Below are 17,970 nucleotides of genomic sequence, written 5' to 3'. Positions count from 1 at the left end.
ATGCCGCGCGCGACCCAGTATATCGCCCAGATGATCGAGATGATCGAAGACCTGATCGCCAAGGGCCACGCATATGCCGCCGAAGGTCATGTTCTGTTCGCGGTCGACAGCTGGAAAGAAAGCTATGGCAAGCTGTCTGGCCGGTCGGTCGATGACATGATCGCAGGTGCGCGGGTCGAGGTGGCACCATACAAGAAAAACCCGATGGATTTCGTGTTGTGGAAGCCTTCGACCGATGAACTGCCGGGCTGGGACAGCCCATGGGGCAGGGGACGTCCGGGCTGGCACATCGAATGCTCAGCCATGAGCTATGAACTGCTGGGCGAGAGCTTTGATATCCATGGTGGTGGCAACGACCTGATGTTCCCGCATCATGAGAACGAGATCGCCCAAAGCAAATGCGCGCACCCGCATGGCGAATTCGCGCGGGTCTGGCTGCATAACGAGATGTTGCAGGTTGAAGGAAAGAAAATGTCCAAATCGCTGGGCAATTTCTTTACCGTGCACGATCTGTTGGAGCAGGGCGTGCCGGGTGAAGTGATCCGCTTCGTCTTTCTTCAGACGCATTATCGCAAGCCAATGGATTGGACCGAGAAGAAGGCGCGTGAGGCCGAGGCGACGCTGCGCAAGTGGCGGGCGCTGACAGCGGGCATCGAGCCCGCAGCCAGCGCGGCACCTGAAGTCATCGCAGCACTAAGTGACGATCTGAATACGGCAGGTGCCATGAGCGAGCTTTACCGTCTGGCTTCAGATGGTGACGCCGCAGGCCTGTTGGCAAGTGCGCAACAGCTGGGTTTGCTTTTGTCTGAGATGGGCGACTGGGCCGATACCGCATCTGTCGACCTGACCGCCCATGCGGACCGTTTGGCGAAAGCACGAGCCACCGCGATGCAAAGCAAGGACTTCTCGGAAGTTGATCGCTTGAAGGCAGCATATGTTGCGGCAGGGCTTGAGGTCCGAATGAGCAAGGAAGGTGTCGAACTGGTGCCGGGCGCCGGTTTTGATGCTGCCAAGCTGGAGGAGGTCTGATGACCAAGGAACGCCTCTACCTCTACGACACAACCCTGCGCGATGGGCAGCAAACACAGGGTGTGCAGTTTTCGACCGCTGAAAAAGTGCAGATCGCGCAGGCGCTGGACGCATTGGGCGTGGATTACATCGAAGGCGGTTGGCCCGGCGCCAACCCGACCGATAGCGCGTTTTTTGAGGTGGCCCCAAAGACCTCGGCCCGGTTGACGGCGTTCGGCATGACCAAACGCGCAGGACGATCAGCCGAGAATGACGATGTGCTGGCAGCCGTGATGAATGCGGGAACGCAGGCTGTTTGTCTGGTCGGCAAGTCGCATGATTATCACGTCACCCACGCGCTTGGCATTTCACTGGAAGAAAACACGGAAAACGTGTGCGCCTCGGTCGCGCATATCGTCGCGCAGGGGCGAGAAGCGCTGTTTGATGCGGAACATTTCTTTGATGGCTACAAGGACGATCCGGAATATGCCGTGGATGTTTGTCGCGCAGCGCTTGAGGCGGGCGCGCGGTGGGTTGTCCTGTGCGACACAAATGGTGGCGCTTTGCCGTCCGAGGTCGGGCGGATCGTATCCGAGGTGATCGCAGCCGGGCTGCCCGGTGATCGGCTGGGCATTCACACCCATAACGACACCGAAAATGCCGTTGCCTGTTCTCTGGCTGCTGTTGAGGCAGGTGCACGGCAAATTCAGGGAACATTGAATGGTTTGGGCGAACGTTGCGGCAATGCGAACCTGACCGCTTTGATCCCGACGCTGTTGCTGAAGGAACCCTATGCGTCGCAGTTTGATATTGGTGTCAGCCGTGAGGCTTTGGCTGGTTTGACCCGCATCAGCCGGATGCTGGATGATGTTTTGAATCGGGTGCCCAGCAAGCAGGCGGCTTATGTCGGGGCGTCGGCTTTTGCGCATAAGGCCGGGCTGCACGCCAGCGCGATCCTCAAGGATCCATCGACATATGAGCACGTGGAACCCGCAAGCGTCGGGAACGCCCGCATCATTCCGATGTCGAACCAAGCTGGTCAGTCAAACCTGCGCAAGCGTTTGACCGAGGCCGGTTTGCGTGTTGAAGAAGGTGACCCCGCACTTGGCCGCATCCTTGACCAGATAAAGGCCCGCGAGGCGGATGGATATTCCTATGACACCGCTCAGGCCAGTTTTGAACTGCTGGCGCGGGAAGAGCTGGGTCAATTGCCTGAGTTCTTCGAGGTCAAGCGTTACAAAGTCACCGTTGAACGGCGTAAGAACAAATACAACAAGATGGTCAGCCTGTCCGAGGCCGTTGTTGTCGTAAGAGTGGATGGTGAAAAGAAGCTGTCTGTCAGTGAATCCATGGACGAGTCAGGCAGCGACAGGGGGCCGGTGAACGCCCTTGCGAAGGCGCTGGCCAAGGATCTGGGTCAGTATTCGCAGGTACTGTCAGATATGCGTCTGGTCGACTTCAAGGTGCGGATTACGCAGGGCGGCACCGAAGCGGTCACGCGTGTCATCATCGACAGCGAAGACGGTCAGGGGCGGCGCTGGTCGACCGTGGGCGTCAGCGCGAACATAGTCGATGCGTCTTTCGAGGCGCTTCTGGATGCGATTCAGTGGAAACTGGTGCGCGACTGTGATCCGAAAAAGGCAGCAGCCGAGTGAGCGTGGTCTTTGACCAAGACGTCAAAGCCTGCGCGGCACTTGTGCAGCGGGCTGATCCAGATCGTTTCCGCGCAGCGATGGCTGCACCGGTTGCAGATCGTGCAGTTCTGTTCCCGATTTACGCGCTGAACGTCGAAGTTGCCCGCGCGCCCTGGGTGACGCAAGAGCCAATGATCGCCGAGATGCGGCTGCAATGGTGGCGTGACGCGCTACAGGAAATTGCAGAAGGGGCTACCGTACGGCGGCACGAGGTGGTAACACCCTTGTCACGGGTACTTTCGCCCCATCTGGCAGGTGTTTTGGATGAATATGTGGCTGTAAGGCGTTGGGATATATACCGTGATCCGTTCGAGGATCAGGAGCACTTTGACGCCTACATCGATCACAGTACGGGCTCATTGGTTGTTGCATCAGCCCAGGCGCTGGGGGCGGCCGATGAAACTGTGTTGCGTGACTTTGGATATGCGGTTGGGGTGTCGCACTGGTTGAGGGCTATTCCTGAATTGGAACGACGCGGGCGGATACCGCTTTTGGACGGTACCATTGAAGGGGTGCGTGCCTTGGCCGGAACCGCCTTGAATCGCCTGCAAAAAGCCAGATCGCATCGGGCTGAGATTTCGGCCGAGGCACGGCCGGCATTATATTCCGGGTGGTTGGCCGAACGGATTTTGAAGCAAGCAATAGCTAGCCCAGAACGTGTTGCCTCCGGTGATCTTGTTCCGGGAGAAATACGGCAACGACTGTCCTTGATGTGGACTGCGGGCAGCGGGCGCTGGTGATCAGGCCCGTTCCGGGTCGGCCGGTCGCAGAACCAGCCACAACAAGGCCCCGCCTGCCAATGTCAGCAACGGAATCATAGCAAGATTGACTGCTGTCCACCCTTCGACCGGGGAACCGCCCGAGCAGTTCATCAATCCACCCGAAGCCAGCGAAGCCATAGTCACTCCGCCAAACACCAGCAGGTCGTTGAGGCCCTGCATCCGACCGCGTTCCTGCGGCTCATGCGATGCGGCCAGCATCGTGGTCGCGCCGATAAAGCCAAAGTTCCACCCAACACCAAGAAGAATGAGAGCAACGAAAAAGTTCCCTAAATCAACGCCCTGCAAGGCGACCAGTCCAGCGGCTGCAAGAATCGCCAGACCCAGCGCCACGATCCTTTCGATGCCAAACCGGGCGATCAGGTGACCCGTAAAGAAACTGGGCACATACATGGCCAGCACGTGGCTGGTGACGATGTCAGCCGCGTCATTGGCCGAGTAACCACAACCCACCACGGCCAACGGAGTTGAGGTCATCACAAGATTCATCAGCGCGTAAGATACCATGGCACATATGATGGCCACGGCGATGCGGGGTGTTTTCAGCAACTCCAGTCGCGACCGCCCCTTGGGCTCGGTGTCGGTGGGTTTTGCAGGCGTTGGGATGTCAAGAAAGAAGAACAGGGCGGACCCCAGAACATTGATCCCAATGACGGCCAGATAGGTGCCCAGAAACGGGATGACATAAGCTTCTGATGTGAGCTTGACGATCTGCGGGCCAATTATAGCGGCCGCCAGCCCACCGGCCATGACATAGGAAATCGCTTTGGGGCGGTAATCGTCTGATGCGGTGTCTGCCGCTGCAAAGCGATAGAACCCGTGCGCGCTCATGTAGATGCCGGTCAGCAGGCTGCCGACAAGAAAAATGGGAAACGAGCCCAGGAACAGCCCATAAGCGCTGATCAACCCGCCCAGAGCACCGGCGGTTGCCCCGACAAGGAACCCAACCCGACGCCCCCATTTTTGCATGATGGCTGAGATTGGCGTGGCTGCCAGCATCGATCCCAGAACAATCAGCGAAATGGGCAATGTTGCCAGGCAGGGATTGGTCGCCAGCGACTGGCCTGCCAGCCCACCGACGATGAACATCACGGGCATCTGCGCGCCCAGAATGGCCTGCGCCGCCACCAAGACAGCAACATTGCGTTTGGCCTGACGGTCATCGGGAAGGGTCGAGATCATGGTCATGGCCGAATGGTTATCGGCTAAGTGTTTGCGGCACAACCCGGTTGCATCTGCGGCACATGCGCCTAACGTGCCAGTGACAACCGAGCAGGGAGACCAGATGCCTGTTGGCCGCATCATCGAAACGCCGGATTGTGTGGCGGAAGGGGCTGAATGGCTGGCCCAGAGCTGTCCGCGCATGGCCTATGCAATGGAACAGACTGGCCCATTGCCGTTACGTCGCCGTCCCGACGGGTTCGCGCAACTGCTGAGTGCCATTGTCAGCCAACAGGTCAGTGTGGCTTCGGCCAATGCAATATGGAAACGCCTGCAAGAGGCCAAACTGACGGGTCCGCGTAAGATCATGTGGGCAACGGATGACGATCTTCGGGCTGTAGGGTTAAGCCGTCAGAAGATCCGCTATGCAAGGGCTTTGGCGGAAGCGCGTATAGATTACAAAGCGTTACGTGATGCCTCTGATGCGGAAGTTTTGACCACGCTGACGCAAGTGTCAGGCATTGGCGTCTGGACCGCGGAGATATACGCCATGTTCTCACTTGGTCGCGCTGATGTGATCGCCCCCGGCGACCTGGCGCTGCAAGAGGCCGCGCGCATCCTTTATGACCTGCCCAACCGCCCAACAGATAAAGAACTGCGCAAGATGGCCGAGGCCTGGTCGCCCTGGCGCTCGGTTGCGGCGCGGGTGCTGTGGGCCTATTACCGGGTTGCAAAGCAAAGAGAAGGGATCAGATGACACGGGTTTTGAATGCGCTCCGGAAAGAGCCTGTTTCGGGCGACACGCGCTCGGTTGTGGTGTTCGTACATGGCTATGGCGCAAACGGTGCCGATCTGCTGGGTTTGGCCGACCCGCTGGGTGAACATCTGCCCGACACATTGTTCGTGGCCCCGGACGCGCCCGAGCAGATCCCGGGAATGCCCAATGGCTTTCAGTGGTTTCCCATTCCCTGGATTGACGGTTCGTCTGAGGAAGAGGCGCGCAGGGGCATGGAAATGGCGGTCGAGGATTTCAACGCCTTTCTGGATGCTCTGATGGTGGATGAAGACCTGCTGCCCGAACAGGTTGTCCTTTTTGGTTTCAGCCAGGGCACGATGATGAGCCTGTATGTCGCGCCCCGCCGCGAAGACCCCGTGGCAGGAATTGTCGCTTTCTCTGGACGTTTGCTAGAGGCGGACCTTCTGGCAGACGAAACCGTCAGCCGGATGCCTGTATTGCTGGTGCATGGCGATGCCGACGACGTCGTCCCGCCGCAATCCTTGCCCGAAGCGGCAGAGGCCCTGCAATCCGCCGGTTTCAAAGAGGTCTATGCCCATGTCATGAAGGGCACCGGGCACGGAATCGCCCCGGACGGGCTGAGTGTGGCCCTGGCCTTCATGCGCGACAAGCTGAGCCTTTAGCCGGTAAGATCAAATCAGCGGAACACCCCGGCGTTCCGCATCGGATCAAGACCAAAGATGCGCTTCGGCAAATTCGACTGAGTTTCCGGCCGGGTCGCGCACGTACAAGGAACGTGCGCCTCCGGGCCAGTCAAATTCTGCGTCTACGGGGACATTCCAGTCCAGAAGGTGCTTGCGCATCACTGCGATTTCATCACGGGTCAGTACAAGACACACATGCCCGGCACCGCGGGCGCCGTGGGGCGGAACGGGCATGTCCGGGTTGAGGGGCGGCTGTTCCGTCTGTTCCGGGTTAAAGATCAGCAGGACCGATCCGCCAATTCGGTAAAACACGTGGCGGTCGGCGACGCGCTGAATGCGGTCCAGGCCCAGTACTTCGCCGTAAAACTGTTCCGCTGCGTCCAGATCATCGACATAAAGCGACGCTTCCAGAATCGCCGAAGGGGCCGGTATTCCGGGAGTTAGTTTCATGACCTAAGTTTAGCAGATCAGGGCAGGGTATGTCACCGGCGTGGTCGACGGTCGCGTTTTCGTTGCGGTGTGGTGTTCAGGGATGGCATGGGCAGGCTGTCCCACTGGCCCGGTTCCAGATCGTCCAACGTCCAGTCACCAATGCGACAGCGGATCAGGCGCAGGGTCGGCAAGCCCACGGCGGCCGTCATTCGACGCACCTGACGGTTTTTGCCCTCGCGTATGGACAGTTCTATCCAACTGTCTGGTACAGTCTCGCGTTCGCGGATTGGTGGGGTGCGGGGCCACAGGTTGTCTGGCTCGTCGATCTGCCGCACCTTCGCCGGACGGGTCAGGCCGTCTTTGAACTCGACGCCGTTTCGCAGCGCTTTCAGGGCGGTTTCGTCCGGAATACCTTCGACCTGAACCCAATAGGTTTTTGCCATCTTGTGCTTGGGGTCCGAGATCTGCGCCTGTAACTTGCCGTGGTCAGTCAGTAGCATCAAACCTTCGCTGTCACGGTCCAGTCGACCGGCGGGATAAACCCCGGGCAGATCGATGAAATCGGACAGTGTACTGCGCGGAGCATCCGCATTGTCGCGGTCGGTGAACTGCGGCAGTACATCGTAAGGTTTGTTGAAGCGAATGAACCAGGACATGACGTGCGCATACCCCGAAGAGTGCACCCCGCGCAAGCTGTGGATAACTGTCATGTGCCTGTTACGGATTCGCATTACCCAGTTTGCGACATATTGTGGAAAATCAGGGCTTGTCAGAGTATTAACACGATATATAGTCATACTAAGGCCGGGGCGGGTGTTCCCCGCTCTGATGTCAAAAAGGGCAGAGCAGAGCGAGGAGCGATTCTGATATGGACGGAGACTTCAGGACCGAATTTGTCAGGGAGCCAGGTGCATTGAAGCATCATCCGGCATTGGTTTTGAACGCCGATTATCGCCCCCTGTCTTATTACCCGTTGTCCCTGTGGCCCTGGCAAGAGGCGATCAAGGCGGCCTGGCTGGATCGGGTCGACATCGTGGCCGAATACGATGAAGTGGTTCGCAGCCCGAGTACGCAGATCCGAATACCTTCGGTCGTTGTTTTGAAAGACTATGTGAAACCCAGAAAGCGCGTGGCCTTCACGCGCTTTAATTTATTTCTGAGAGACGAGTTCCGGTGCCAGTATTGTGGCAGTCGCGGTGATCTGACCTTTGATCATGTGGTGCCACGCGCCGCTGGTGGGGTGACCAGCTGGCAGAACGTTGTGGCGGCGTGCAGCCCGTGCAATCTGCGCAAAGGGTCAAAATCTCTGCGTCAGGCAGGAATGAGTCTGCGTAAGCCGCCCCGCCAGCCTGACGCCGAAGCACTGCGCAATGTTGGTCGGAAATTTCCCCCCAATCACTTGCACGAAAGCTGGATCGATTTTCTGTATTGGGATGCGGAACTGGACGAATTCTAGGCTCTGCCTGACCGCCACGCCGCGAGCCAGATCAGCACCAGAACAGCCGAGGCAATGGCATTCCATCCAGCCATTGAGATGTTGAACATTTCCCAAGGGATATCGTCGCAGCGAACCAAAGGCGCGGACATAATCTGATCGAACAGGTCGTCATTCGACATCCCACTAATGCTACCGGAAGTGCAACTGGTCGGACCTTCCCACCATCCTTGCTCAACACCGGCGTGATAGAACCCGATGCCCGAAGTGACAGCCGCTGCCATCGCGCCACAGAGTGGAAGGATGTTCAGCCTTGGCAAGGCCAGCGCCAAAACGCCAATCGCGATTGCGACCCCATGCGGGTAACGCTGCCAGAGACACATTTTACACGGGGCTAGGCCGCCCAGATGCTGGAAGCCAAAAGCTGCCAGTAGAAGGGTCAGGGAACCAAGACCTGCCAGTGAGATAAGTTGTGAACGTCTCGTCATAGGTATTTCACCACCAGGAAGCCGCCAAACAACAGGATGATGAACAAGGTGAACATCAGCCCCAGGCGTTTTTCGATAAATTCACGGATCGGCTCGCCAAAGCCCCAAAGCAGGGCCGCAACAAGGAAGAACCTGAGCGCGCGTGCCAGTATCGACGTTGCGATGAATGTTCCAAGCGGCATTCCTGTCCAGCCTGACATGATGGTGATGACCTTGTAGGGGAAAGGCGTCACTCCGGCGGCCAGTACCGCCCAGAACCCGAAATCGTTGAAGCGGGTGTTGAATTCTTCCATCGCATGGGCCTTGCCCATGGATTCAAGAATGGGCTGCCCAAGGCTTTCATAGAAAAACGCACCAATCGCGTAGCCCAGCATCCCGCCCAGAACCGAAGCCACCAGGGCTACGGTTGCAATCAGCCAGGCGCGCGACGGGCGCGCCAGGATCATTGGAATCATCAGAACGTCGGGGGGGATTGGAAAGAACGAGCTTTCGACAAAAGCCACTACGGCCAGCGCCCAAAGCGCATGAGGGTGTTCCGCCAGACGAATTGTCCAGTCATAAAGCGATCGCAACATTTAGCACTCAAATCCCGTTCTCGACCCGGGAAAGCCAAACCACGCACCTGACGGCCCGTCAACCATCACGGCAGTAACAAATGGAATAATGGATGATTTTTGCCTCTGGACCTTCCCTTTGATGGGCGCTAATCCAGTGTCCGTGGCCCAAGTGGCGGAATGGTAGACGCAGGGGATTCAAAATCCCCCGGTAGTGATACCGTGCCGGTTCGAGTCCGGCCTTGGGTACCAAAGTAAAAACAGGGGGTTAGGGGAACCTGCTTCCTGTTTTTTCTTTTCGGGCTTTTCGTGTGCTTAGGCACTTAACTCTCATTTCTTCGTTCTGGTCCGGTTCTTTTCCTGCCTCTGGTATCAGCCTCATCCCGGATGAGGGTGCCGTATACGACCCGCTGTTGAACAGACCTGAACAAATTTGGGAGCAAAGATAAAGAAGACCGATCAGGCGGGTTTTCCTGTGTGCCAGAGGGGAAAATTCAAAAATTACGCTCATATATGCGGAATGATGCGAGTCAGGTCGGCGCTGGCCTTGACATTGAATGTATCTGGATGAACCCTCAAAGAGGTTGGGAGAAACTGGAAAATTCAACAGGTTGCACCTGCTGTGAGGCATGCCGATCATCGTTATCGGCACAGTTTCATGGGCAGGTCATCGATTTGAATTCCAACTGCCAGACAAAAATATGTGGGAGTATTGAAATGAAAAACAGCAGCAAAATGAGCCTCGGCGCGTTTGTAACCGCAGCCATGTTGGCTCCGGCGGCCTATGCCGAAGAGTTCATTACAATTGGTACCGGCGGCGTGACCGGTGTTTACTATCCGACAGGTGGCGCGATCTGCCGTCTGGTGAACAAGGGCCGGAAGGAGCACGGCGTGCGCTGCTCGGTCGAATCGACCGGTGGCTCGGTCTACAACATCAACACCATTCGCGAAGGCGAACTGGAATTCGGTGTTGCCCAGTCCGACTGGCAGTATCACGCGTATAACGGCTCCTCGAAATTTGAAGAGGCAGGTCCCTTCGAAAAGCTGCGTGCCGTGTTCTCGGTCCACCCCGAGCCATTTACGGTTGTGGCCCGCGCCGATGCGGGCATCACAAACTTTGAAGACCTGAAAGGCAAGCGCGTGAACATCGGGAACCCCGGGTCCGGTCAGCGGGGCACCATGGAAGTTCTTCTGAGCGAAATGGGCTGGACCACCGATGATTTCGAACTGGCGACAGAGCTGAAAGCGGCTGAACAATCGGCTGCCCTGTGCGACAACCAGATCGATGCTATGGTTTATACCGTTGGTCACCCTTCGGGTTCTATTCAGGAAGCCACCACAGCCTGTGACTCGGTTCTGGTGAATGTCAGCGGTGAAGCCGTGGACAAGCTGGTCAATGACAATTCGTTCTACCGCACTGCAACCATCCCCGGTGGCATGTATCGTGGTTCTGACGGCGACACCCAGACATTCGGCGTAGGCGCGACTTTCGTAACTTCGGCAGATGTGTCGGACGACGCGGTATATGCGGTGGTCAGCTCGGTCTTTGAAAACTTCGAAGACTTCAAAAAGCTGCATCCGGCGTTTGCCAACCTCAAGCCCGAAGAGATGATCGCAGATGGCCTGTCGGCACCGCTGCATCCGGGTGCCGAGAAGTATTACAAAGAAAAAGGCTGGATTCAGTAAGCCAGACCTAGGGCAGGGCGCCTAAGGGCGCCCTGCAACCCAAACCCGCACAAAGCGGGTAATTCAGAAGGCCAAAAATGGTCGCGACGGGGAGACATTATATGAATTCCGACACTCAATCCAATCGTCCGCTTTCCGAAGAAGAGCTTCAGGATCTGGTCGCATCATCTGACGCGGGCGGGCGTAATCCGGTCGGGAATGTAGGTGTCTTCCTGGCGATTGTAGCTGCGATTTGGTCGATTTTTCAGGTTATCCTTGCGTCGCCGCTCGCAAACTACGTGTTGCCGGGCAGCGTGGTAAACAATGCGCGGCAATTCCACCTTGCCTTCGCTCTGTTTCTGGCCTTTGCGGCTTATCCGGCACTAAAGTCCAGCCCGCGCGGCTATATTCCGGTTCAGGATTGGATCATGGGCTTGGTCGGTGCGTTCGTCGCGCTTTATGGCTATTTTTTCTATGACAAGATCGTAAATGCGGGCGGTTTGGCCGACGATACGGACAAATGGGTCGCGTTGCTTGGGTTGCTACTTTTGTTCGAGGCGGCGCGTCGAGCGCTCGGCCCGGCCATGGCAATTATCGCGACGATTTTTTTGGCCTATGTCTTCTTTGGCGCATCCGAATGGGTACCGGAAGTAATCCGATGGAAGGGTGCAAGTCTGAAAAAGGCCATGAGCCATATGTGGATCACGTCGGAGGGCGTGTTTGGCATCGCCTTGGGCGTTTCCACCAAATTCGTGTTCCTGTTCGTGCTGTTTGGTGCGCTGCTGGATAAGGCAGGGGCAGGGAACTATTTCATCAAGATGGCCTTTGGTGCACTCGGACACCTGCGTGGTGGTCCGGCCAAAGCGGCCGTCGTTGGTTCCGCTGCAACCGGCCTGATCTCGGGCTCGTCGATTGCCAACGTTGTGACAACCGGGACATTCACCATTCCGCTGATGAAGCGTGTGGGCTTTAGCAGTGAACAAGCCGGATCGGTCGAAGTGGCCTCATCGGTCAACGGTCAGATCATGCCACCTGTGATGGGTGCTGCGGCGTTCCTGATGGTGGAATATGTGGGCATTTCGTATGTCGAGGTGATTACCCACGCGTTCCTGCCAGCAGCGATTTCTTACATCGCGCTGGTCTATATCGTGCATTTGGAAGCCGTGAAGCGGAACATGCCGACTTTAGGCGACCGTGACGTGCATCTGGCGCGAACCGTTGTGGGTATGTTGGCTTTCTTCCTGGTGTTTGCAGGGCTTTGTTATGGCTCGCAATTCCCGGTCGATGCTGTAACGAGCTGGGTTCCGTCTGCAGCAGGCCTTGTGCTGAGCCTGATCGTCTGCGCGATTTATGTCGGATTGCTTTATCTGGCCGCTCAGGTGCCGGACCTTGAGCCGGACGACCCGAATGCAAAAGAGGTCACGCTTCCTGTTATCGCTGATATTTATAAGGCAGGTTTGCATTACCTTCTGCCGATTATCGTTCTGGTTTACTTCCTGATGATCGAACAAAAATCGCCGGGACTGTCGGCGTTCTGGGCGACCGCCCTGCTGTTCATAATCCTGTTGACGCAGAAACCGCTCAAGGCTCTTTTCCGGGGGCAGAGCAATCTCAAGAACACCTTTGTCGATGGCGTCGCTGACCTGTGGCAAGGGTTGATTGATGGCGCACGGAACATGATCGGTATCGCGCTGGCAACCGCCACTGCGGGCGTGATCGTAGGCACGGTGACCTTGACGGGCGTAGGTCAGGTTATGGCTGATCTGGTAGAGTTCCTGTCGGGAGGCAATCTTATCCTGATGCTGGTTATGGTTGGGCTGCTAAGTCTGATTCTGGGCATGGGTCTGCCGACCACGGCGAACTATATCGTTGTCAGTTCGTTGATGGCCGGGGTAGTCGTTGAGCTGGGCGCGCAAAGCGGGCTGATTGTACCGCTGATCGCTGTACACCTGTTTGTGTTTTACTTCGGGATCATGGCCGATGTTACACCGCCCGTTGGGCTTGCAAGTTTCGCGGCTGCTGCCGTGTCGGGCGGTGATGCGATCAAAACCGGCTTCACGGCGTTCTTCTACAGCCTGCGCACTGTGGCACTGCCTTTCGTGTTCATCTTCAACACTGATCTTCTTTTGATCGACGTTACATGGCTTGAAGGGATCACGGTGGCCGTTTTCGCGACCATAGCGATTCTGGTCTTCACGGCGGGCACGATGGGGTATTTCCTGACCCGGAGCCGTATCTATGAAAGTGTCGCGCTCGTTCTGGTGGCATTTGCCCTATTCCGACCAGACTTTTTCATGGATCGTATCTCGCCTCCGTTCAAATCAGTTGAACCCGCTGCATTCGAAGAAACCATTGGTCAGACACCACCGGGAACAGATGTACGCCTGGTCGTTGCGGGCCCCGATTTCGATACGCTCGAGATGGTGGACACAACTGTTGTTGTCACTGTGGGCGACGAAGAAGGAGGTGCTGCACGGATTGAGGCGATGGGCCTGCTGCTGGTTCCCGAGGACGGGCTGGTCAAGCTTGACGAGCCGCTGTTTGGCACGCCGGTCGCCGACGATCTGGGCATCTTTGACTACTATGGCGATGAACCCGTACGCCTGGCCTCGGTCAGCTTACCGTCCGAACAGCTGCCCAAGCAGCTGGTGTATATCCCAGCGATGATCTTCTTGGGTCTTATCGCGTTCCTGCAACGCGGCCGTGCCGCCAGACAAGGGGTGCCCGCATGACACGTTCTGTTCTGTGTGCCATTGATATCAGCAATGGCGAGATTGATGCTCCGGTCTTGCAAAAAGCCGTAGCTTTGGCGGATCTGGAGGGGGCACAGTTGGATGTCGTGACTGTGCTGCCCGATTTTGGGGAAAGCTGGGTGTCCGGGTTCTTTGAATCCGATTTTCACGAAAAGGCGTTGGCAGAGGCGCAAGCCAAACTGACGGCGTTGTGCATTTCAGCATTGGGGGCGGAGCGCAATGAAAGTATCCGGCATGTGGTTGCGACAGGTACAGCCTATCAGGAGATCCTAAAAACCGCCGAAAACGCGGGTTCCGATCTGATCGTGATCGGCGCGCATAAGCCGGATTTGAAGGACTACCTGCTTGGTCCGAATGCCGCGCGTGTGGTTCGGCATTCCAACGTTTCGGTGTATGTCGTACGCTGACTGATCCTCCAGCGCGCAAAAGATCGCGTCGCCGGTCGTGAACGAATATCGGGTGGGTTCAGTAGCCTGTCATCTCAAGATAGCCAGCGCCTTTTTGGCTGCCGGTTACGGTCACAGGACCTTCCCAGTATTCGAAACTGGTTCCCATCCACGCATCAGGTGTGAGGGCTGAGACCTGAATGTCTATGCCCCGGTCCGGAAGATTGACGTGCCAGTGTGTCGGGATATTGCGTCCGGCGACCTCATCGGTACTCAGCGGCAAGAGGCTGATTGAGCCGTTGGGGATGGCTTCAGTACTGCCGTCTGAATTGACCCAGGTGGCCGAGGTGAAATCGCCACGATCCCCGCGCAGGCGAAAAGCCATCAGTTTGTCGCCGTCCTCAAAGCTGAGCGAGAACCAATCCCAGCCCCTCTGATCCGTCGCCAAAGGTTGTGAGGACCATTCCCGATCCAGCCAGCCCTGACCGGTTACACGGACTTCACTATCCGGCAAATGCAGCACGCCTTCGACTGTATAGAAGGGCTGTGAGTAATAGTAACTCGCCTGTCCATCAGCGGATTTGACCGAATAGCCCGCGTTGCCGTGAAGAACCAATGGCCCTTGCGCAGTCAGTGAAAGATCATAGCCGAAGTCTTCACCATTTGCTGTAAGCGACAGGCTGTCCAGATCCGATCCGGCCATGCGCCATTCATCAATCCAGGCCTCAAACGGTTGTGCGGTTACACCGGCCTGGCCAATCCCCCCGCGTGACAATCGCTCGGTAAAAAAATGATCCTTGGGGGTCGTAACAGCAGCATGACCCATCCAAAGTTGCGGACTTTGCCACCCGTCGCTGTCATAGGGTTTCAGGGCTGACCGGAACAGGGTCCATTGAATGCCATAGTCCAGACCGTCGTCCCCTTGGAGATTGGCGGTCAGATACCACCATTCGATGCGGTAGGCCGGGTGGGGGCCGTAGTCTCTTGGGAAATCAAACTCATACCCGGCTACTGGCACGTCAAAGCCTTCGGCCGACCCGCCGAGACCTGCGTAGCCCTGCGCCCAAAGCGGTATCGGGTAGAGCCACATAAGAAGGAACAGGAGGGTCCTAACGTTCATTGGCGAACACTCTCAGCAGATCGGCGGGTGGCAGGCGCAGCATCCGTAGCGCGGGCAGGGCGGCGGCAAGCAGGGCGGCAAGAAGGGTCAACAGGAACAACCACAGCCAATCCCATGGGAACACGAACATCGGCAGGCGCCAACCAAAGGCCTGAACGTTGATCACCGTCAGCAGAACCCAAGCCAGAACAAGCCCAAGTGGCAGCGCCAGACAGGCGGTCAACGCCGCCAGCAAAAGGCTACGCAACAGTTCCAGCGCTGCAAGTTGCGCCCTGTTTAGCCCCAGCGCCCAGACCGGTGCGATCTGTGGCAGGCGCTGGGTCCACAGGGTCAGCAGACTGGTGAGAATGGCAAATCCTGCCACGCCGAGGGTCAGCACATTCAAAGCCGAGGTCACGACAAAGGTCTTCTCAAATATCGCAAGCGACTGCGCCTTCATTGCGGCTTGCTGCACGACAGCCTGACGTGGAAGGTTGAACCGTTCCCTCAGGGTTTGCGCCATTTCCGTTGCTTTTTCGGTGTTTAGACGAATGCCAAAGCGGCGGGTTTCCGCACCCGGCGCGACCCGGTCCAGTTGGTCCATCGAGACGATGGCTTGCCCGGTAGGATTCCCATAATCCGAATAAACCCCGGCGATGGTCAGGATGTGGTCCGGCAATAAGGCAAGTACATCCTCGGGCCAAAGGTCGGCACGTCGGGCAAGCTGTTCGTTGATCAGAACCGCACGCCCGGCCATGACGTCATCCCATGCATTCGGCGTGGAGGTGATCACTGGCCAGTTCTGCCGATAGACCGGATCATCCACGATACCGTAAAGAAACAGAGGCCCCGTCTCGTGCGACAATTCCACATTTCGGATTGGCAGAATGGCTTCGACCTGAGGGCGCAGCCAATCGGCGATTTCCCGCCCCTGATCGTCGTCGCTGGCAGTCAGGTAGAGTTCTGACGTCAGGCGCTGGTCCAGCCACCCGACGAATGTCAGCCGGAAACTGGATACCATTGTGCCTACGCCGACATTCGCTGCCAAGGCCAGCAATAGGGCCATCAGGGCAAGTGACAATCCGGGCAATTGTGCCCGCATATCTGCCCAAACCCATTGGGCAACAGGCCCCCGCGCCGCGCGGCCGCAGAGTGAAAGCGTTAGAGACAAAAGCGCAGGCAACATCAACGCTGAACCGGTTAGCAAGCCAGCCAACAGGGCAAACCCGGCGATCAGCCCCCCGAAAGTGACATAGGCCAAACCGCCACCCAGAATCATGATCAGACCCATCGCCGCAGCAAGATGGCGCGCGCGGGGGTCGCCCCGCCACGCTTGAACGCCCGGACTTGCCAGCAGGGGCATACGCGACAGGCGCCACAATGCGTGACCGCTGGCCAGCAAAGTGCCAAAGACTGCCATGGCGATCCCTGCCAAAACCCATTGCAGTTGCAGCGTCAGTTGCCCTGTTACTGGTGCGCCGTAAAGGCCACGCAACGTGGCTGCGACATCAGGCAGAAGTGCTCCGGCCAGAAAGAAGCCCAAAAGCAACCCGACAAGCCCACCGATCAGGGCCAGAAAAGTCAACTCGGCAAGGATCAGCCAGACCAACAATCGCATCGAAACACCCAATGCCCGCAGGGTACGGATGATGCCTCTGCGTTGTGCAAAGGCCAGCCCGACCGTGCCGTTCACGATAAAAAGGCCGACCGCAAAGGACAGCAATCCAAAGGCTGACAGGTTCAGATGAAAACTGTCGGTCAGCTGAGCAGTGTCGATCTTTTGTGAGGGGCTGATGCGTTCCAGCTCTGGCGCGATCGCGGTCAGGGAATGAAGCCCGCGGGGTTGATCAGGCAGGATAATGAGCCGCGAGATTGCACCGGGCTGATTCAGAAGACGTTCGGCAACGCCGATATCCGTCAGGATCACATCTGGCGGTAGTGCAGAGGTACTGAGAACTGGGGGCAGAGTATCGTGACCGCGCAACAAGTGCTCCAACTCTGTCGAAACCAGCAGGCGGCCCGGAGCAGTCAATATGTCCGCCGGGTCGGGCGGCGCATCGCTTTGCTGGGTCTCGGTAACTGCCGGCAGGGCGGGATAGGCCACCAAATCCACGCCCATCAAACGCAACGTACGTCCAGCGACCCGATAAGGGCCTTCCAGTACGGCGGCCACCTGCCATCCTGCGCGACGCAGGTCGACATAACGGGACATGGGGATGAAACCGGCTGGATCGCGCAATTCGTCAAACTGCCCAAGTGCCAGTTGGGCGTTGGCACGGGAATAGCTGGCGCGGGCCTCCGCATTGATGGCCTGTACAGCGGACCACAGACCAGTTGCCAGGGCGATACCGATCAGCAGCGTTGCCAGTTGCAACCAATGCACCCGCCAATGGGACAGCAGGGCCTGGACGACGGCAGATGTCATTGGATGCACCCGCCGCTCAGGCGTAGGTGCGTGTCCAGACGGGCCGCGATCTGCCGGGAATGCGTCACCAGCAGCAAAGCTGCGCCAGTATCAGACACAAGTGACAGCATCAGGTCCAGCACTTTGGCGCTGGCGGTTTCGTCAAGATTGCCCGTCGGTTCGTCCGCCAGCAACAGTTTCGGGCGCGCTGCCATGGCGCGTCCGATGGCTACCCGCTGTTGCTGTCCGCCCGACAAGCTTTCGGGGTAGCGGTCCAGCAAATCCAAAAGCCCAAGCCGTTCGGCCAGTTGCCCGGACCATTGGGCATCTTCGGTACCTGCAAGGCGGGCATGAAAGGACAGGTTTTGCCTCACGGTCAGCGATGGGATCAGGTTGAACTGCTGGAACACCAGCGAAACCTTACTGCGCCGCAACCCGGCCCGCCCGGCATCGTCCAACGGGGACAGTGGCGTGCCATCCAGCGTGATCTCGCCCCTGTCGAAATCGTCCAGAGCGGCTGCCAGGTTCAACAAGGTGCTTTTTCCGCTGCCGCTTTCACCGGTCAGTGCAAGCGTTTGTCCCTGATCCAGTGTCAGAGACACGTCGCGCAGAACGGGCCGCCCGCCGGGGTAAGTTTTCTGAACTCGGTCGATGATCAACAGCATGAAGCGC

17 protein-coding genes and 1 tRNA gene are annotated in these 17,970 nt (G+C 57.7%); 10 read left to right on the top strand and 8 right to left on the bottom strand.

The window, feature by feature from the left end; all coding sequences use genetic code 11:
• The 3 genes from AC2FND_RS09455 to AC2FND_RS09445 form a co-directional block, all read left to right on the top strand.
• The coding region (locus AC2FND_RS09455; protein WP_496769353.1) for a cysteine--tRNA ligase at positions 1-1,029 on the top strand (1,029 nt) is incomplete at its 5' end.
• The gene (gene cimA, locus AC2FND_RS09450) at positions 1,029-2,663 is read left to right on the top strand and encodes a citramalate synthase (RefSeq protein ID WP_496769351.1); all 1,635 of its coding nucleotides are present in this window, start codon (positions 1,029-1,031) and stop codon (positions 2,661-2,663) included. The genes AC2FND_RS09455 and cimA, both read left to right, overlap by 1 nt.
• 2 nt (positions 2,664-2,665) lie before the next feature.
• The gene (locus AC2FND_RS09445; RefSeq protein ID WP_496769355.1) at positions 2,666-3,442 is read left to right on the top strand and encodes a squalene/phytoene synthase family protein; all 777 of its coding nucleotides are present in this window, start codon (positions 2,666-2,668) and stop codon (positions 3,440-3,442) included.
• Here AC2FND_RS09445 and AC2FND_RS09440 read toward each other — a convergent pair whose 3' ends face one another.
• Complete coding sequence (locus AC2FND_RS09440; protein WP_209504886.1) at positions 3,443-4,669, bottom strand: MFS transporter; 1,227 nt, start codon at positions 4,667-4,669, stop codon at positions 3,443-3,445.
• A 97-nt stretch (positions 4,670-4,766) separates the two neighbouring features.
• Here AC2FND_RS09440 and AC2FND_RS09435 point away from each other — a divergent pair, with 97 nt between their 5' ends.
• Both AC2FND_RS09435 and AC2FND_RS09430 read left to right on the top strand, forming a co-directional pair.
• Positions 4,767-5,399 carry a DNA-3-methyladenine glycosylase family protein gene (locus tag AC2FND_RS09435; protein ID WP_209596382.1) on the top strand — a complete coding sequence of 211 codons (633 nt, stop codon included), beginning with the start codon at positions 4,767-4,769 and terminating at the stop codon, positions 5,397-5,399.
• The gene (locus AC2FND_RS09430; RefSeq protein WP_267364470.1) at positions 5,396-6,061 is read left to right on the top strand and encodes an alpha/beta hydrolase; all 666 of its coding nucleotides are present in this window, start codon (positions 5,396-5,398) and stop codon (positions 6,059-6,061) included. Before AC2FND_RS09435 ends, AC2FND_RS09430 begins: the two co-directional genes overlap by 4 nt.
• A 45-nt stretch (positions 6,062-6,106) precedes the next feature.
• Here the strand turns inward: AC2FND_RS09430 and AC2FND_RS09425 are convergent, their stop codons facing one another.
• The gene (locus AC2FND_RS09425; RefSeq protein WP_209596380.1) at positions 6,107-6,532 is read right to left on the bottom strand and encodes a VOC family protein; all 426 of its coding nucleotides are present in this window, start codon (positions 6,530-6,532) and stop codon (positions 6,107-6,109) included.
• 32 nt (positions 6,533-6,564) lie between these two features.
• Positions 6,565-7,170: an rRNA large subunit pseudouridine synthase E gene (locus tag AC2FND_RS09420; protein WP_496769349.1), complete on the bottom strand. Its 606-nt coding sequence runs from the start codon at positions 7,168-7,170 to the stop codon at positions 6,565-6,567.
• Positions 7,171-7,382: 212 nt separating this feature from the next.
• Here AC2FND_RS09420 and AC2FND_RS09415 point away from each other — a divergent pair, with 212 nt between their 5' ends.
• Positions 7,383-7,970 (top strand): HNH endonuclease, encoded by a 588-nt coding sequence (locus tag AC2FND_RS09415; protein WP_209503840.1) that lies wholly within the window; start codon positions 7,383-7,385, stop codon positions 7,968-7,970.
• Here AC2FND_RS09415 and AC2FND_RS09410 read toward each other — a convergent pair.
• Positions 7,967-8,437 carry a disulfide bond formation protein B gene (locus AC2FND_RS09410; protein ID WP_496769348.1) on the bottom strand — a complete coding sequence of 157 codons (471 nt, stop codon included), beginning with the start codon at positions 8,435-8,437 and terminating at the stop codon, positions 7,967-7,969. The genes AC2FND_RS09415 and AC2FND_RS09410 overlap by 4 nt on opposite strands.
• On the bottom strand, positions 8,434-9,012 hold the full coding sequence (locus AC2FND_RS09405) for a YqaA family protein (RefSeq protein WP_209503842.1): 579 nt from the start codon (positions 9,010-9,012) through the stop codon (positions 8,434-8,436). Before AC2FND_RS09405 ends, AC2FND_RS09410 begins: the two co-directional genes overlap by 4 nt.
• Positions 9,013-9,157: 145 nt before the next feature.
• Between AC2FND_RS09405 and AC2FND_RS09400 the strand changes: the two genes are divergently transcribed.
• The 4 genes from AC2FND_RS09400 (at position 9,158) to AC2FND_RS09385 (ending at position 13,816) form a co-directional block, all read left to right on the top strand.
• Positions 9,158-9,243: transfer RNA gene (locus AC2FND_RS09400), tRNA-Leu, on the top strand.
• A 465-nt stretch (positions 9,244-9,708) separates the two neighbouring features.
• Entirely contained in the window at positions 9,709-10,677 is a 969-nt protein-coding gene (locus AC2FND_RS09395) for a TAXI family TRAP transporter solute-binding subunit (RefSeq protein WP_480505077.1), read from the top strand.
• A gap of 101 nt (positions 10,678-10,778) precedes the next feature.
• A complete protein-coding gene (locus AC2FND_RS09390; RefSeq protein WP_496769346.1) occupies positions 10,779-13,388 on the top strand; it encodes a TRAP transporter permease in 2,610 nt (869 codons plus the stop codon).
• Positions 13,385-13,816 carry a universal stress protein gene (locus AC2FND_RS09385; RefSeq protein WP_496769344.1) on the top strand — a complete coding sequence of 144 codons (432 nt, stop codon included), beginning with the start codon at positions 13,385-13,387 and terminating at the stop codon, positions 13,814-13,816. Before AC2FND_RS09390 ends, AC2FND_RS09385 begins: the two co-directional genes overlap by 4 nt.
• 58 nt (positions 13,817-13,874) lie before the next feature.
• Here AC2FND_RS09385 and AC2FND_RS09380 read toward each other — a convergent pair whose 3' ends face one another.
• From AC2FND_RS09380 to AC2FND_RS09370, 3 genes are read right to left on the bottom strand one after another with little or no spacing between them, the layout of a single operon-like run.
• Complete coding sequence (locus AC2FND_RS09380) at positions 13,875-14,915, bottom strand: lipocalin-like domain-containing protein (protein ID WP_496769342.1); 1,041 nt, start codon at positions 14,913-14,915, stop codon at positions 13,875-13,877.
• Entirely contained in the window at positions 14,905-17,319 is a 2,415-nt protein-coding gene (locus tag AC2FND_RS09375) for an FtsX-like permease family protein (RefSeq protein ID WP_496769340.1), read from the bottom strand. Before AC2FND_RS09375 ends, AC2FND_RS09380 begins: the two co-directional genes overlap by 11 nt.
• Positions 17,316-17,963, bottom strand: coding sequence for an ABC transporter ATP-binding protein (locus AC2FND_RS09370; RefSeq protein ID WP_496769338.1), 648 nt, complete (start codon positions 17,961-17,963; stop codon positions 17,316-17,318). The genes AC2FND_RS09375 and AC2FND_RS09370 overlap by 4 nt, the downstream gene beginning before the upstream one ends.
• Between the last annotated feature and the right edge of the window lie 7 nt (positions 17,964-17,970).

This window comes from Ruegeria sp. BHSB056, from assembly GCF_059613305.1.
The sequence above is the reverse complement of the archived record's forward strand: the minus strand, read 5'-3'. Positions and strand labels throughout refer to the sequence as shown.

Coding starts and splice junctions, on each gene's coding strand:
- AC2FND_RS09435 (WP_209596382.1), top strand. CDS start 4,767: ATGCCTGTTGGCCGCATCATCGAAACGCCGGATTGTGTGGCGGAAGGG.
- AC2FND_RS09405 (WP_209503842.1), bottom strand. CDS start 9,012: ATGTTGCGATCGCTTTATGACTGGACAATTCGTCTGGCGGAACACCCT.
- AC2FND_RS09395 (WP_480505077.1), top strand. CDS start 9,709: ATGAAAAACAGCAGCAAAATGAGCCTCGGCGCGTTTGTAACCGCAGCC.
- AC2FND_RS09440 (WP_209504886.1), bottom strand. CDS start 4,669: ATGACCATGATCTCGACCCTTCCCGATGACCGTCAGGCCAAACGCAAT.
- AC2FND_RS09370 (WP_496769338.1), bottom strand. CDS start 17,963: ATGCTGTTGATCATCGACCGAGTTCAGAAAACTTACCCCGGCGGGCGG.
- AC2FND_RS09385 (WP_496769344.1), top strand. CDS start 13,385: ATGACACGTTCTGTTCTGTGTGCCATTGATATCAGCAATGGCGAGATT.
- cimA (WP_496769351.1), top strand. CDS start 1,029: ATGACCAAGGAACGCCTCTACCTCTACGACACAACCCTGCGCGATGGG.
- AC2FND_RS09380 (WP_496769342.1), bottom strand. CDS start 14,915: ATGAACGTTAGGACCCTCCTGTTCCTTCTTATGTGGCTCTACCCGATA.
- AC2FND_RS09430 (WP_267364470.1), top strand. CDS start 5,396: ATGACACGGGTTTTGAATGCGCTCCGGAAAGAGCCTGTTTCGGGCGAC.
- AC2FND_RS09425 (WP_209596380.1), bottom strand. CDS start 6,532: ATGAAACTAACTCCCGGAATACCGGCCCCTTCGGCGATTCTGGAAGCG.
- AC2FND_RS09390 (WP_496769346.1), top strand. CDS start 10,779: ATGAATTCCGACACTCAATCCAATCGTCCGCTTTCCGAAGAAGAGCTT.
- AC2FND_RS09420 (WP_496769349.1), bottom strand. CDS start 7,170: ATGTCCTGGTTCATTCGCTTCAACAAACCTTACGATGTACTGCCGCAG.
- AC2FND_RS09375 (WP_496769340.1), bottom strand. CDS start 17,319: ATGACATCTGCCGTCGTCCAGGCCCTGCTGTCCCATTGGCGGGTGCAT.
- AC2FND_RS09415 (WP_209503840.1), top strand. CDS start 7,383: ATGGACGGAGACTTCAGGACCGAATTTGTCAGGGAGCCAGGTGCATTG.
- AC2FND_RS09410 (WP_496769348.1), bottom strand. CDS start 8,437: ATGACGAGACGTTCACAACTTATCTCACTGGCAGGTCTTGGTTCCCTG.